General features: G+C 72.0%; 12 protein-coding genes. 3 read left to right on the top strand and 9 right to left on the bottom strand.

The features are described 5' to 3' along the window. On the bottom strand, positions 1–276 hold a 276-nt coding region (locus VIU94_RS42930; protein ID WP_331920849.1), incomplete at its 3' end, for a PHP domain-containing protein. 154 nt (positions 277–430) lie between these two features. Here VIU94_RS42930 and VIU94_RS42925 point away from each other — a divergent pair. After that, positions 431–1,528, top strand: coding sequence for an ABC-2 transporter permease (locus VIU94_RS42925; RefSeq protein WP_331920847.1), 1,098 nt, complete (start codon positions 431–433; stop codon positions 1,526–1,528). 82 nt (positions 1,529–1,610) lie between these two features. After that, complete coding sequence (locus VIU94_RS42920; protein WP_331920845.1) at positions 1,611–2,465, top strand: alpha/beta fold hydrolase; 855 nt, start codon at positions 1,611–1,613, stop codon at positions 2,463–2,465. A gap of 51 nt (positions 2,466–2,516) precedes the next feature. Here the strand turns inward: VIU94_RS42920 and fxsT are convergent, their stop codons facing one another. From fxsT to fxsA, 5 genes are all read right to left on the bottom strand, one after another. Next, complete coding sequence (fxsT, locus tag VIU94_RS42915; RefSeq protein WP_331920843.1) at positions 2,517–6,443, bottom strand: FxSxx-COOH system tetratricopeptide repeat protein; 3,927 nt, start codon at positions 6,441–6,443, stop codon at positions 2,517–2,519. Further along, positions 6,427–7,761 (bottom strand): TIR-like protein FxsC, encoded by a 1,335-nt coding sequence (locus VIU94_RS42910; protein ID WP_331920841.1) that lies wholly within the window; start codon positions 7,759–7,761, stop codon positions 6,427–6,429. Before VIU94_RS42910 ends, fxsT begins: the two co-directional genes overlap by 17 nt. A gap of 100 nt (positions 7,762–7,861) precedes the next feature. Continuing rightward, positions 7,862–8,650 (bottom strand): AAC(3) family N-acetyltransferase, encoded by a 789-nt coding sequence (locus tag VIU94_RS42905; protein ID WP_414721110.1) that lies wholly within the window; start codon positions 8,648–8,650, stop codon positions 7,862–7,864. After that, positions 8,643–10,874 (bottom strand): radical SAM/SPASM protein FxsBH, inactivated beta-hydroxylase extension form, encoded by a 2,232-nt coding sequence (fxsBH, locus tag VIU94_RS42900; RefSeq protein ID WP_331920839.1) that lies wholly within the window; start codon positions 10,872–10,874, stop codon positions 8,643–8,645. Before fxsBH ends, VIU94_RS42905 begins: the two co-directional genes overlap by 8 nt. Before the next feature lie 9 nt (positions 10,875–10,883). Next, positions 10,884–11,048, bottom strand: coding sequence for an FxSxx-COOH cyclophane-containing RiPP peptide (gene fxsA, locus VIU94_RS42895; protein WP_331920837.1), 165 nt, complete (start codon positions 11,046–11,048; stop codon positions 10,884–10,886). A 228-nt stretch (positions 11,049–11,276) separates the two neighbouring features. Here fxsA and VIU94_RS42890 point away from each other — a divergent pair, with 228 nt between their 5' ends. Continuing rightward, a complete protein-coding gene (locus VIU94_RS42890) occupies positions 11,277–12,152 on the top strand; it encodes a DUF4231 domain-containing protein (RefSeq protein WP_331920835.1) in 876 nt (291 codons plus the stop codon). 24 nt (positions 12,153–12,176) lie between these two features. Here VIU94_RS42890 and VIU94_RS42885 read toward each other — a convergent pair whose 3' ends face one another. From VIU94_RS42885 to VIU94_RS42875, 3 genes are all read right to left on the bottom strand, one after another. After that, a complete protein-coding gene (locus VIU94_RS42885) occupies positions 12,177–12,671 on the bottom strand; it encodes a hypothetical protein (RefSeq protein WP_331920833.1) in 495 nt (164 codons plus the stop codon). A gap of 110 nt (positions 12,672–12,781) precedes the next feature. Then, entirely contained in the window at positions 12,782–13,687 is a 906-nt protein-coding gene (locus VIU94_RS42880) for a S1 family peptidase (RefSeq protein ID WP_331920831.1), read from the bottom strand. A 178-nt stretch (positions 13,688–13,865) separates the two neighbouring features. Continuing rightward, positions 13,866–14,633: S1 family peptidase (locus VIU94_RS42875; protein WP_331920829.1), on the bottom strand; the 768-nt coding region annotated here is incomplete at its 5' end.

Genomic DNA, 14,633 nt, shown 5'->3' with positions numbered 1-14,633 from the left:
CACCCGCCGTGCGGAGGTGCGGCCCAGGCCGGAGGCCGGTCGGCCGGCCGCGCCGACCGTCGCGCCGACCGCCAGGTCGACGCCGAACAGCGGCCGGACGCCGGCCTTCTCGCAGGCCTTGGCGAACCGGACCGCGCCGGCGAGTGAGTCGCGGTCGGTCAGGGCGAGCGCGTCCATGCCCCGCTCGGCGGCGCGCGTCGCCAGCCGGTCGGGATGGGAGGCCCCGTAGCGCAGGGAGAAGCCCGACACGGTGCGCAGATGCGTGAACCCGGGCACCCGCACCTCCTGATCGATCCGTTCTCACCTCCCCCTCCTCCACCATAGACCAAAGTTCGAACGCATGTGCGAGATCATGGCGCGGGGTCATTTCGCTCAGCCATTCGGCCGTGTCCCGCCTGCGCGGACCCCCGCGGCCCCGGAGCGTGGAGGCATGAGCTTCGTCGACGAGGTGAAGAACGCCGTATCCCCCAGGGCCGCCCTGCTGGTCGTCGGGGTGCTCGCGCTGCAGCTGCTGTTCATCACGTCCTACGTGGGCGCGCTGCACCATCCGCGGCCGAGGGACGTGAAGGTCGCCGTGGTCGCCCCCGAACAGCTCGCCGCGCCGCTCGCCGACCGGCTGGCGGCGCTGCCCGGCTCCCCGCTGGACCCCCGCACGCTCACCGACGACCGGGTCGCCCGCGATCAGATGCTGAACCGCGAGATCGACGCCGCGCTCGTGGTGGACCCGCGCTCCACTGCCGACACCCTCATGATCGCGTCGGGCCAGGGCTCGGCCGAGACCCAGGCGCTGGTGCGGATCTTCGACGAGGTCGCGAAGGAGCAGCAGCGCACCCTGAAGTTCGACGACGTGGCGCCCGTCTCGGCCCAGGACGCCGACGGCCTGTCCGCCTTCTACCTGGTCGTCGGCTGGTGCGTGGGCGGCTATCTGTGCGCCGCGGTCCTGGCGATCAGCGCCGGCGCCCGGCCCGCCAACCGCCAGCGCGCCGCGGTCCGGCTGTTCGTCATGGGCGGGTACGCGCTGGTGGCCGGCCTGCTCGGCGCGCTGATCACCGGCCCGGTCCTGGGCGCGCTGCCGGGCAGCGTGGGCGCCCTGTGGGGCCTGGGCGCGCTCACCGTCTTCGCGGTCGGCGCGACCACCCTCGCGCTCCAGGCGGTCTTCGGCATCGTCGGCATCGGCCTGGCGATCCTGCTCGTCGTGGTCGCCGGCAACCCGAGCGCGGGCGGCGCCTTCCCGCTGCCGCTGCTCCCGGAGTTCTGGCGGACGATCGGCCCGGCCCTCCCGCCGGGCGCGGCGACCTGGGTGGCCCGCTCGCTCGCGTACTTCCGCGGCAACGCGGTCGCCACCCCGCTGATGGTCCTCGCGCTGTGGGCGGCGGCGGGCACGATCGTCACGGTGATCTTCTCGTCCCTCCGCCGGCGCGACGAGATCGACGTCCTCGTGCGCCACGGCTCGGCCCTCTCGGTCGCGCCCCCGAACGCGCCGCAAAGCCCCTCGTACATCCACAACGAGCGGGCGTCCGAGGGATGATCAGTACCGCGAGCGGGAATAGGGCAGGTCGATTCCTGTAGGCGGCATGCACGACTGAGGGGGCGACAGGTTGCGAGGGCACATGCGCGTGTCGGACGGGCGTCAGCTGATGGTGGAGCGGCTCGGGGATCCGCAGGGCAGACCGGTGTTCCTGCTCCACGGCACCCCCGGCAGCCGCCTCGGTCCGGCCCCGCGCGGGATGGTGCTGTACCAGCGCGGCATGCAGCTGATCGCGTACGACCGCCCCGGGTACGGGGGGTCGGACCGGCTGGAGGGGCGCAGCGTGGGCGACGTCGTCCACGACGTGACGGCGATCGCCGACGAGCTGGGCCTGGAGCGGTTCGCGGTGGTCGGGCGCTCCGGCGGCGCCCCGCACGCGCTGGCCTGCGCGGCGCTGATCCCGGAGCGGGTGACCCGGAGCGCCGCACTGGTGGCGCTGGCCCCGCGGGACGCGGACGGGCTCGACTGGTTCGAGGGCATGACGGCCCACAACGTCCGGGAGTACACCACCGCCTCCCAGGACCCGGGCGGGGTCGCCGCCCGGCTCACCCCGCGCGCCGACGAGATCCGCAGGAACCCGATACAGCTCCTCGACGACCTGCGCCGGGAGCTCACCGAATCGGACCGGATGGTCGTCGCCGACGCCGGCGTACGCTCCATGCTGCTGCGCAACTATCAAGAGGCGCTGCGGACTTCGGCGTACGGCTGGATCGACGACGCGCTCGCCTTCTGCAGCCCCTGGGGCTTCGACCCGGCGGACATCCCGGGCGAGGTGCTGCTCTGGCACGGCGAGCAGGACGTCTTCTCACCGGTGGGCCACTCCCGCTGGCTCGCCGACCGCATCCCAGGGGCGACGGCGGTGCTCGAACCGGCCGCCGCCCACTTCGACGCTCTGCACGCCCTGCCGCGCGTGCTCACCTGGCTGCTGGAGGGCTGAACACCCCGGGAGGGGCCGCCCGGCCGGAGGACCGGCCGAGCGCCCCGTCCGTCACATCGCCAGCGGCTCCAGGTCGCGGTGCGCCCGCCGCTCCTCGCGGGCCACCCGGGTGAGCGAGTGCTCCTCCCCCAGCTGGCGCGCCAGCTCGTCCGCGGTCTCGTTGCGCAGCCGCGCCGCCTCGTCCTTGCGGCCGAGCGCGCCCAGCGTCACCGCCATGTTGGAGGAGACCGCGAGCACCTCGGGGTGCAGCGAGCCGAGCGCCTCGCGCAGCCCGGTCACGGCCCGCCGCTCGATCTCCAGGGTCTCGTCCAGCTCCCCTAGGTCGGCCTTGGCGTTGGCGAGGTTGACCGTGCAGAACAGCACATGCGGATGCTGCTCGCCGAGCACCTCTCTGAGCGTGCGCAGCGCCCCGCTGAGCAGCTGCTCCGCGATCTCCGGGGCCCCGCAGCCCCACTGGTAGATGCCGAGGTTGTTGACCGCGGCCAGGGTGTACGGGTGCCGCTCCCCCGGCACCTTCATGTACTGGTCCACGACCTCCTGCGCCAGGTCGCGGGCGGCCACCGGCTCCCCGGAGGCGAACAGGTCGGCCGCCAGGTTCAGGTCGCAGGCGAGCGTGTCCGGGTTGGCCTGGGTGTACTTCTCCCGGTAGCGGGTCCGGGTGGCCGTGGTGAGCCGGCGGGCGTCCTCGACCTGGTCGGCCCGGCGCAGCGACACGGCGAGCGACTTGGCGGCCGACAGGGTGCCGGGGAAGGTCCGGCCCAGGGTCTCCTTGTAGATGTCGTAGGTGCGGGCGAGCAGGCTGACCGAGTCCTCGTAGCGGCCGACCTCGCGCAGGTCGCGGGCGAGCGAGGTGGCCGAGGACAGGGTGTACGGGTGCTCGGCGCCGAGCACCTCGGAGCGCCGGTCGAACACCTCCTGGTCGATCTCGCGGGCCCGGGCGTACTGCCCGACCATGCGCAGGTTGAGCGCCAGGTTGTTGGCGGCCGCCAGCGTCCTCGGGTGCGACTCGTGGAAGATCTCGCTGAAGCCCTCGTGCGCCTCGGTGGCCAGTTCCATCGCCCTGACGTACTGGCCGAGCGCGCCGAGGTCCATGGCGAGACCGCTGGTGGTCATGTACGTGTGCGGGTGCGAGTCGCCGAGCACGTTCCGCTGCCGGAGCAGCGTCTCCTCGCCGAGCTCCCGGGCCTCCACGTAACGGCCCTGCGTGCGCAGGATGTTGGAGAGGTGGAAGCGCAGGTAGAGGTACTGCAGATCGTCGTTGCCGAGCATGTCCCGCCAGGCCTCGCGCAGATCGCTGGCCAGCGCGTACGCGGTGCGCACGTCACCGCGCTTCCACAGGTAGCGGACGCGGTCGATGAGCAGCCGCCGGGTCTCCGGCTCCTTGCAGTACCGGGCCTCGGACGGGCCGAGGTGCGGCCAGATGGTGTTGAACCGCGGCCAGGTGTCGGGGTTGTCGATCGGCTCGTTGTCGTCCGGCCGGGCGCCGGCGAGGATGCGGTGCACGGCGTGCCGGGCGTCCTGCTGCTCCTCCTCGCTGAGCTGGGCCCGGATCACGGCCTGGACCAGGCGGTGGACCTGGATGGACTCGGAGACCTGGTCGACCTTGGCCAGCGCGAACCGGCCGATCTCGCGGATCACCCGGCCGAGGACCAGCTTCTCCTGCAGGGAGGGGTCGTAGGGCTTGAGGGCGTCGATCATCTCCTTGCTGTAGAGCAGGTTGGCGTGAATCGGCTCGGGCGCGAAGAAGGCGCAGAGCTGGAGCAGCCGGACGGCGGCGGGTGAGCGCTGCTTGAGCCGCTCGATGGAGACGTTCCAGGTGGCGGCGACCGGTTCGGGGTAACCGACGGGCTGGTTGAGGGCGAGCGCGCGCGGCGCCTGCTGCTCCAGTTGCTCCAGGTAGGAGGAGACCGGGGTGGCGGTCTCCGCGATCCAGGCCGCGGCCTGTTCGACGGCGAGCGGCAGGTCGCCGACCGCGCCGGCGACCCGGTCGGCGTCCTCGGCGCTCAGGCCGGGCGCGCGCCGCCGCAGGTGCTCGACGGACTCCTCGCGCAGGAAGACGTCGACGGGCAGCGCGTTGCCGTGCTGGGACCAGCTCTGGTTGCGGGAGGTGACCAGGATGTGGCCGCCGGTCGGGAAATAGCGGGTGAGCTGGTCGGGGTCGTCGGCGTTGTCGAAGACCAGCAGCCAGCGGTTGGTCGGCACGCCGCGGCGCAGCAGGTCGATGGCCTCCTGGGAGGCGGCGGCCATGTCGTCGCCGCCCTGGGCGCCGAGCCGGCCGGCGAGTTCGGCGAGGCCGGCCACGACGTCGTCGGGCTGCTCGGCGGAGATCCACCAGACCAGGTCGTAGTCGGCCATGAAGCGGTGCACGTACTCCAGGGCCACCTGGGTCTTGCCGACGCCGCCGAGGCCGTACAGGGTCTGCGGCTGCGGCAGCACGACGGCCATGCCGGCGCCGAGCTGATCGCGCATCCGCTCCAGGACGACGGAGCGGCCGGTGAAGCCGGAGTTCCGCGGCGGCGCGTTCCAGATCTTGGGGACGGTGCCGGGGAACCGCGGGCCGGGCGAGACCCCTTCGGGGAGCGTGACGGGCCGCTCCAGGGCGCGCAGCAGCGCGCTGGTGGCGTGGGACTCGTCGAGGCGGTAGAGGTCGACCGGGTTCCGGTCGATGTACGGGGTGGAGAGCCGGACGTCGCCGACCCGGAGCGGCAGCAGATGGCGCCGGCTGCCGGCCGAGTCCTCGGCCGCGGCGCGCTGCCACACCTCCATGGCCCGGGTGGACTTGAGGTAGGCGCCGGACAGCAGCACGACGGTGCGGGCGGCGTGTTCGGCGGGATGCGTGCCGTCGTCCGGCCCGGGGTCGGCGGAGACGTCGCGGGGGACGACGCGGAAGCCGGCCCGGGTGAGCACGGCCTCGATCCAGTCGGCCCACATGCGGTTCTCTGCCACGTACGACAGGAAGAGGTCGGCGGGCAGGGCGGGGCGGCGGCGGGTGAAGGCGTCGCGGATCCGCAGCCGCGGCTCCTCGGCGACCGCCGGCATGCCGGTGATCTCGCCCTCGGTGACGACGGCGGTGAGCCGTTCGAAGGCGGAGAGCAGGGAGGTGGTGAGCCCGGCCTCGTCGCCGAAGGCCGCCAGGGTCTCCTCGTATGCGTAGTAGGGGCGGTACGGGATCTCCACCGAGCCCCAGTAGGCGGTGAGCTCCTCGCCGGTCAGGTCGCTGGGGAAGCCGTCGAACTTGAGCCGCGCGAGGGCGCGTCCGGCGTCGGCCTTCTCCTTCTCGCCCTCGTCGATCCGCATCGGCACCGGGTAGATCTTGATGCCCCGGCCCCGGTACTGCTCGTGGATCTGGCGGGCTATGGAGGCGGCGCCGTCGATGGACTGGTCGCTGAGGGTGAAGCAGTCGACGAGGACGTCGGGCAGGTGGACGGTGCAGATGTCGGCGATGTCGCTGAGGCCGGTGCGACTGTCGATCAGGACGTAGTCGTAGTTGGCCTTCATGTCCTCGCGGAGCGCGTCGAAGAAGTGCCCGCCGCCGAGCCGGTTGTAGAAGTCGTCCCAGTCGAAGGTGGAGGCGGTCGCCGAGTACTCGCGGTTCTGCTTGCCCGCGGAGACGAAGTCGAGGGTGCCGCCGGCCGGGAACTCCCAGCCGAGCGCCTCAGGCCGCAGCGAGACGGCGTGCGGCTGGATCCGCGCGTACTCCTGGTGCCAGTCCTCCGGGCGTTCGACGGGGCTGGTGGCGGCCCAGGCGTACTCGGTGATCATGTCGATCACGCCGGTGGTGGCGCCCAGGGTGGCCGGGTCGAGGAAGGGGTGGAAGAAGCGGTGCAGTCCCGGCGCCTCCAGGTCCCAGTCCACGGCCAGCACCCGCTTGCCGTTGGCGGCGAGTATCCAGGCGGTGTTGGCCAGGGCCATGGTGCGGCCCGTCCCGCCCTTGTACGAGTAGAACGTGACGATGCGTCCGTCACGGCTGGCTGTCATCCGGGTCCTCCGCATCGGGCGCTGTGAGCGTGTCGGGGCTGTACTGGGTGATCGCGAAGTCGTTGGGCATCGGGCCGCGCAGCCGGGGCCGTTCGGTGTGCCGGCCGCCGGCCGGCGGATAGACGGTGGCGTGCCGCAGGTACTGCTGGGCGGCGGTCTCGACGACCTGGGGCAGGAGTTGGCTGAATACCTCCATGCTGGGCACGCCGCGGGCGGCGGCCCGGCCGGCGGCCCGGCCCTGGCCCATCTTGACGGGCATGGTGCGGGCCAGGATCTCGGTCAGTTCGGCCTCCTCGGCCATGCTCTCCCGGTCCAGCCGGTTCCAGGGCACGATCACGCTGACCCAGGGCCGGTGCTCGCTGTCGAAGGCGGCGAGCCGTTCGCGTCTGCTCTCGTCCTTCAGGGCCCAGCGGTCCACGATCAGGATCTCCGGGCGGGTGGGCGGCTGCTTGGAGTCCAGGATTCCGCTGTCCATGTCGAACGAGCCGAGTTTGACCTGGTAGTTGAGGGAGCGGACGAGGTCCTCCGCGACGTAGGCGAGCGGACGGGCGGCGTCGGGGAAGTAGGGGTTCCAGTCGTGCGGCGAGTCGCCGTAGTAGTCGGCGGACCGGCCGTGCGGGAGGTCGTGCCGGGTGGGGGCGGCGATGGTCACCTGGATGGGCCGGGGACCGCTGCTGCCCTTGACCCCGAAGGCACTGGGGGCCTGACGGTAGTCGAGCGGCCGGCTGGGGGCCACGGCGGCGGAATCGGCCACCGAGACGATGCGCTTGGCGAGTTCGTACACCGCGCGCTCGTACTCCTCGGCGAACACCCGGAGTTTGATCAGTCCGTAGAGCCCGTCGGTGAAGTAGCGGTCGCCGAACGCCCGGTGGTTGAACTGCAATCGCTCGGCGGGGCCGGGCAGTTGCTCGGGCGGCACGGGCACCCACAGCGCGGGCACGATCGCCTCGGCGGGTTTGTTGTGCTTGGCGTGATGGTTGATGGTCCGCTGTTCGAAGGCGAACCACTCCTTGCCGCACATCTCGCTGGCGAAGTAGCGGGGCGAGAACAGCGGGACGAAGACCCGGCAGGTCGCCAGGACTTCGCCGAGCCGCTCCGACCAGCCCTCGCCGGAGCGTATCTCCCGGTCCATGAAGCCAGCGGGGGCTCCGGCCGGGAGATCCGTCATGGCCATCACATGGCCGCACAGATCGCGGAAGAGTCGCTCGACCCACATGTCCGGGTCCTGTCCACCCGGTCCGTACCTCGGCGTATGCGCGTAGCTCAAGAAGAAGTACGGGCGATGCTCCGCCGCTCGCTGCTGCGATGACGCTGTCACACGACCCCCGTCCTGTGTCTCTCACCCACGATTCGAAAGAACGCGAGCGAATTAATCATTCCGGAGCAGACCTTGCTCCATCCCCATGACGTTCGGTCAATCAGCGCCGCTTTTCAGTCATCCATTGCACCGCATGGTCGACCGCATCCCTCAACGAGAACAGCCTTGCGAACGTTCCCCCCAGTTGCCCCTTGTGCTCCAGCTGCCAGGGGAAGGAACCCCCGACCGCCGCGAAATCCCCGTCGTCCAGGTCGGCGTCTCGGAACTCCGTCCATTCCGGCCCGTCCGCCCCCCGGATCACACAGCGGTAGGTGCGCTCCGGCGTTCCCGTGCGGTACTCCGCGAGGTGGAACGCGGTGCACACGTCGAATCCCACGTTGATCATCAGCACCTTCGCATCGGCCCGCCAGAGCGCGCCGAGCGGGGATTCCTCGCCGAGGTGGCTGTGCAGCGGATGGCCCGCCATCAGCGCCTGCGCGTCCCGGCCCAGCGCCGCGAAGGAGGTCTGCGGATGAGCGCTGCGCACCGCCCCCGGAGCCGTCCGCACCGACTCGGCCAACCGGCCCATCCCCGGGCACGGGGTGCGGCTCGGGTCGAAGGCCGGCATCTGCGCCCGTACGGCCGCCGCCTGGGCGGGCGTCAGCCTTGCCACCCGGGCCCGGTACGCGGGCGAGGTGTCGGAGTTCTCCGGGGTGAACGCCGGGACGACGAGGGTGCCCTCGGGCCCCAGCGCCGCCCGCAGCGCCTCGCGCAGCACGTCCGGCTCCAGGCCCGTCCCGGACAGGGAGGCGTGCACCAGCAGCGTCGTCCCCGGGCGCAGCCCTAATCGGGCGAGGTCGGCGACGATCCCTTCCGCGGGCCCTCTGCCGGGCCCCGCCGAGTCAGTCACGGCTCATCTCCTCGCGCATCGCGGCCAGCAGCGCCCTGCCGCTGACGGTCGTCTCGGCGGCGCGCTCCAGGGTGTCGAGCGCCCGCGCCGCGTGCTCGGCGTGCCGTGCGTCGCCGGGCTCGTACCCGGCGAGCCCCACCCGCTCGTACGCCCCCGCGAGCAGCCGGGAGTACGGGACCGGCGTGTCCTGCCAGGGCGCGGGGTGGCTCCACACGCCGTCCTGCGCGTGGAGGTCCGCCACTTCGAGGATGGCCCGCAGCCTGGCCCGCCGGAACCCGACGAGCAGCGCCCTGGCCAGATCCGGCACGGTGCCGCGCAGCGGGAGCCCGAGGGCGCCGTAGCCGTGCCGGCCCACGGAGGGCTCGGTTCCGGATAGCGGGGTCAGGGTGTGCAGCGCGGCGGCCGCCTCCTCCGCCTGGCCGGGGACCCGCTCCCGGAGCAGTGCCCAGGCGCGCGCGAGCCGCCCGCTCCACCGGGCGGCCTCCTCCAGGGAGAGGCGGTGGTGCGCGGGCGCGCCGAAGCAGTCCCGGTACGGGTCGAGGTCGTCGATCGCCGCGTCGGGCGCGCCGTCCCGGCCGAGACCGCGCACCGGCTGCCAGCCGGGGACGGTCTCGTCGAGCCGGACGATCCTGCGCTCGACGCCGCCCACCTCGACCAGGAAGCCCTTCTCGGCCACCCGCACCCGGGCCTCGCCGCGTTCGGGCGCGCCGGTCAGTTCGAGCTCGCCGAGCGTCGGCAGGATCAGGGCGCCCTTCTCGTACCCGACCCGGACCGGCGCCTCCACGCCGCCGCGCACGGCCGCGGCGGCCACGTACCGGGCGAGCCGCAGCGCGATGGCGGGCGCGTCCGGCCGGTCCGCCCTGAGGGCGTGCAGGGCGTCCAGGAGCCAGCCGCGGGTGTACGGGTGGACCAGGACCTCATCGAGGCCGTCGGAGCGCGCCTCGACGGCGCTGGCGAGCTCCCAGGCCTCCTGCCAGGGTTCGCCGCCCCGGCCGTCGAGCTCGCGGTGGAGTTGGGCGAGCAGCCCGCGGTCGAGCTCGTACTGCTCGACCGCGAGGGCGGGGGCGGGCTCGGCGACCGCGGGGGCGACGAGCGTGCGGGCGGTGCGCGCCTCGATGCCGCGGATCAGCGCCTCCAGGTCGGCGCAGTACACCGAGGGGTTGGCGAAGGGGTCGCGCCCGGTGTCGTCAGGCCGGTAGCGGTGGGTGTAGAGCCCGCCGCCGCAGGAGCGGACCACGGGGCAGGACCGGCAGGCGTCGGAGACTCCGGCGAGGCCGAGCTGGCGGGCCCGGACGCCGGGGTGGGCGGCGACCTCGTCGAGGGAGTGCGTGAAGACGTCGAAGCCGGTGGCGGCGGCGCCCTCGTAGGCGCTCTTGAGCGAGTCGACCTGCTCCAGAGTGCCGTCGGTCTCGACCACGACGAGGTCGGTGGGGGCCAGGCCGAGCGACTCGGTCAGGCTGGGGCCGCCGGCCAGGGTGGACAGCACGGACTCGAAGAACCGGACGGGGACCGGCCGGCCCTGGCCGTCCCAGCGGTCGAAGACCGCGAGCAGCCAGTCGGCGTACGCGGTGGGCGAGCCGTCCGGGCGGGGCGGCGGGTGCTCCCAGGTGGCGTGCGGCAGCAGGAAGTCGACCCGGGGAGGGTCGAGTTCGAGGAGCGCGTCGTACACGGCCAGGGGGTCGTTCGCGATGTCGACGGTGCACAGCAGGCCGAGGTCGAGATGCCGGTAGCGGTCCTGGTGCAGGAGCTCGACGGCCCTGAGGACCTTGGCGTGGCTGCTGCGGCCGTCGGCGTAGCGCCGGTGCCGGTCGTTGGCGGCCTTGTCGCCGTCGAGGGAGATGCCGACCCGTACCCCGAACTCGTCGAAGACGTCCAGGTAGCGGGGGCTGAGCTGGATCCCGTTGGTGTGGATCCGCAGGTCGAGGGAGGTGACGGGGGCGAGTGTCCGGGTGAGTTCGGCACAGACCTCGCGCAGTCGGGTGGGCCCCGCCAGCAAAGGCTCCCCTCCGTGCAGGATTACCGACACGGAGGTCAGAGCATGTTTCTCGGCGTGCTCCGCCAGTCGCAGAGCAGTCCGGGCGACCGCTTGTTCAGAGATCACCCTGGGTCGGGTTCGCCAGCTCTGATCAGCGTGTTCATAGATGTAGCAGTGATCACATGCGAGATCACAACGACTATGGATCTTGAGAACTACTTCCTGGAAAGGAACCAGGGGTTCGGTCATTCCGCCAGTCTAGAGGGCGGAATTGAAGCTCGAAGCACGCTCGGCCCGGTCCGCGGACACGGGCAGAAGACGACCGATCTTCTTGGCGGTGGCGGCGTCCCGCACGTCGATCTCGGCGAGGGGCACCCGGTTCTTCTTCGCGGCAGCGAAGGTGACAGAGGTCTGAAGGCTCACGACGGCCGTCCTTAATGTGCTCATTGCTGAGGGGCACCATTGCGGTGCGTGCGCGCACGACTTTACCCTCATGCCCACCTGCGGCAAATCAGCCTGCAGGGATCAATCAAATAGCGTCGCACCATCCTTCACCAGCCAGTTCGGAACAAGCCATTCCATCTAAAGAGTGAAGACGCAAACGCAAAGACGGGGGTACGTATGAGCGGGCTCGGCGGTCCTCTGCAGAGCATGGTCTTCCGCAACGCCGATCTGCCGGCGCTCTTCCACCGGACCGACGAGATCGCGGTGACACGCCAGCGCGAGGCCGCCACGGACACCCGCCTCCAGCTGCTGCTCCTCGTCGTGGGCGCCTCCTTCGCGCTGGCTCCGTTCCAACTCGCCAGCGCCTTAAGCGCGTTGACATACGCCGGGGTGCTGGCCGTGACCTACCGCGCATCCCGCCGACATGCAAAGTCGCACTGGCAACTCAACCGCTCTGCGGCCGAGTTCATCAAGTCAACCTGCTGGAGGTACGCCGTCCACGGTACCCCCTACGACGCCAACTCCCCTGATCCCGATGGGGAGTTCACGGCGCGCCTGGAGGAGGGCCTGGCCGAGCTGCGCAAGGTGGGCTGGCGGGACCCCCGGGAGCAGGAGTCGGGGGCGGGCGCCGAGCTCATCACCGGGCCGATGCGGATGCTGCGCGAGAAACCGTTCAGTGTACGCAAGGAGACGTATGTCCGCGATCGACTGATCGAGCAGCGGAACTGGTACCACCGCAGGACGGTGGTGTCGCGCCGGGCCACCGCTTTCTGGTCGGCGACCATCGCGCTGCTCACCCTGTTGGCGCTGTTCTTCGGCGTGTTGCACACCTTGGCCGTCGCCGAGTCCTTCGATCCGGCCGGGGTGCTGTCGGCCGCCGCGGCGGCCTGCGTGGCCTGGAGCGAGGTGCGCCGGCACCAGCCGCTGATAGCGGCCCACTCTCTGGTCGAGGAGGACCTGGCGGGGATCCAGACGGCCATGCAGACCACGGTCGACGAGGCGCGCTGGCCGGCCGCGGTCTACGAGGCGGAGCGCGTGGTGTCCCCGCAGCACACCGACTGGCTGGTGCGGCACCGCAGTTGAGGGAGCGTCAGCCCACGGGATCGGTCAGCTCCGGCGCACGCCCGCGCGCCAGATCACGGTGACCGGGCGGCCGCGCTCCCGCGCGTACCGCACGATGTCGCCGGTGCCGCCCAGTCCGCGCGCCGGCTCGCCGTCCCAGACCGCGAGCAGCGCGTCGCAGTGGTCGGCGATGTACGTGCCGGCCGCCATGTACGCCTCGTCCGTGGAGTGCGCGAACTCCATCCTGACCTCCCGGGTGGCCCGCCCGCGCAGCACCCGGTACCGGGCCAGCTCGGCGGGCGCCTCGAAGGCGTCCTCGTAGTCCCCGCTGGGGATGACGACGGTGAGCTCGGCCCCGCAGTCCAGAGCGATGTCGGCGAACAGCTGGTCCGCCCCGGCGGCCAGGCTGGAGTACGCCTCCAGGGCGCCGCCGTGGCCGGCGCACAACGCGGCCTTGAGCGCGGCCTCCAGCGCGGCCCGGACGTGTTCGTAGGCCGCTTCGGGAATGTCTCTGTGGCCGGTCACTCCAATGCGCTTCACTGACTAGCAACCCCCCGTCGCCCGACCGTGCGCACATCCTCCCAGATGTGTGCGAAAGGTCGAGCCCCCGCCCGGAAATCCGGACGGGGGCTCATTGGAGTGAGGGGGCGTCAGTAGACGTTCACTCCGTACGCGCTGAGCGCCTCGGTGACGGGCTGGAAGAAGGTCGTGCCGCCCGTGCTGCAGTTGCCGCTGCCGCCGGAGGTGAGGCCGATGGCGCGGCTGCCGGAGTAGAGGGGGCCGCCGGAGTCGCCCGGCTCGGCGCACACGTTGGTGCGGATCATGCCGTAGACGATGTCCCCGCCGCCATAGTTGACCGTGGCGTTGAGGCCGGTGACGGAGCCGCCGTGGGTGCCGGTGGTGGAGCCGCGGCGGGTCACGGACATGCCGACGGTCGCGTTGGCGGCGCTGGTGATGTCGACGCCGCCGACCGTGCCGGACTTGGTCACCGAGGTGTTGGTGTACCGGACGATGCCGTAGTCGTTGGTCGGGAAGCTGGAGCCCGCGGTGGAGCCGAGCACGGTGGTCCGGCCGGAGTTGGAGTACCAGGTGCCCGCGCCGTCGGTGCAGTGACCGGCGGTCAGGAAGTAGTAGTTGCCCGCGCTGTCACGGACGTTGAAGCCGAGCGAGCAGCGCCAGCCGCTGGTGTAGATCGCGTCGCCGCCGGAGATCAGCTTGCTGAACTTGCCCGGGGTCCGCTCGACGCGTATCGCGCCGGCGTTGGTCCCGGCCTGGCGCTTGATGGCGGCGATCTCCGCCTTCGAGACGGTGGAGTCGGCGGTGACGACGACGGCTCCGGTGGCCTGGTCGGTGTGCCAGGCGGTGCCGGGCACGTCGGCCTTGAGGACGGCGTCGCTCGCGGCGCTGAGCTGGGTGGCGCTGAACGTTCCGGCGGAGTCCGCGTTCGCGGTGGGGACGGCGAGCACGGCTGCGGCGGCGACGAGACCGGTGGTGACGGCGAGGAGGCGGGTCCGTCTCGTGGCTCCGCTGCGGGGGGTGGTGCGCTTGATCCTCACTTCTCGTTCCTCCAGAGGGGAATCGGGGGTCCGCCGTGGGGGTCGGACCCGTGAGGCGCGGCCCTGGGGCCGGCGCTGTGGGGGAGTCTCGGTCCGCCCGGGTCGGCGCCGCAAGGGCGCCTTTCGGCCGTACAGTCCTCAACTACCGGGCGGACCGAGGGAGTTGACGCAGGAGGGGTCAGTAGAGGCTGACGTTGTACTTGGACAGGGCCTCGGTCACCGGCTGGTAGAACGTGGTGCCGCCGGAGCTGCAGTTGCCGCTGCCGCCCGAGGTGATGCCGAGGGCCTTGGAGCCGTCGTAGAGCGGGCCACCGGAGTCGCCGGGCTCGGCGCAGACGTTCGTCTGGATCATGCCGCGGACGGTGCCTCCGCCGGAGTACCGGACGGTGACGTTCAGGGCGGTGACGGTGCCGCCGTGGGTGCCGGTGGTGGAGCCGGTGCGCTTGACGGACTCGCCGACGTAGGCGTTGGCGGCGGTGAAGCCGCCGGTGTGGCTCAGGGACGCGTTGTCGTAGCGGACCAGAGCGTAGTCGTTGCCCGGGAAGCTGGAGCCGACGGTGGCGCCGATGAGGGTGGTCTGGGCGGAGCTGGTGTACCAGGTGTTCGCCACGTCGCCGCAGTGGCCGGCGGTGACGAAGTAGTAGGTGCTGCCGCTGCGGGCGTTGAAGCCGAGCGAACAGCGGTAGCCGCCGCCGTAGATGGCGTCACCGGCGGCGAGCAGCGGGGCGAAGACGCCGGAGACGTGCCGGACGTCGAGGGTGCCGGCGTCCGCGCCCGCGGTGCGTCTGATCTTGGCGATCTCGGCGGCGGAGACGGTGGAGTCGGCGGTGACGACGACCCGGCCCGAGGCCCGGTCGACGTGCCAGGCGGTGCCGCCGACGTCGGCCTTGAGCACGGCGGCGTCGGCGCGGGCGAGCTGGGCTGCCCCCGCGGCGGCGGGGGCGGG

Origin of the sequence: Streptomyces sp., assembly GCF_036566765.1 — a bacterium.
In the GTDB taxonomy this organism is placed as follows: domain Bacteria; phylum Actinomycetota; class Actinomycetes; order Streptomycetales; family Streptomycetaceae; genus Streptomyces.
This window is presented reverse-complemented; position numbering and strand designations above follow the sequence as displayed.

Excerpts from the sequence above, each read along its gene's own strand:
- VIU94_RS42925 (WP_331920847.1), top strand. The coding sequence starts at position 431 with ATGAGCTTCGTCGACGAGGTGAAGAACGCCGTATCCCCCAGGGCCGCC.
- VIU94_RS42920 (WP_331920845.1), top strand. The coding sequence starts at position 1,611 with ATGCGCGTGTCGGACGGGCGTCAGCTGATGGTGGAGCGGCTCGGGGAT.
- fxsT (WP_331920843.1), bottom strand. The coding sequence starts at position 6,443 with ATGACAGCCAGCCGTGACGGACGCATCGTCACGTTCTACTCGTACAAG.
- fxsBH (WP_331920839.1), bottom strand. The coding sequence starts at position 10,874 with ATGACCGAACCCCTGGTTCCTTTCCAGGAAGTAGTTCTCAAGATCCAT.
- VIU94_RS42890 (WP_331920835.1), top strand. The coding sequence starts at position 11,277 with ATGGTCTTCCGCAACGCCGATCTGCCGGCGCTCTTCCACCGGACCGAC.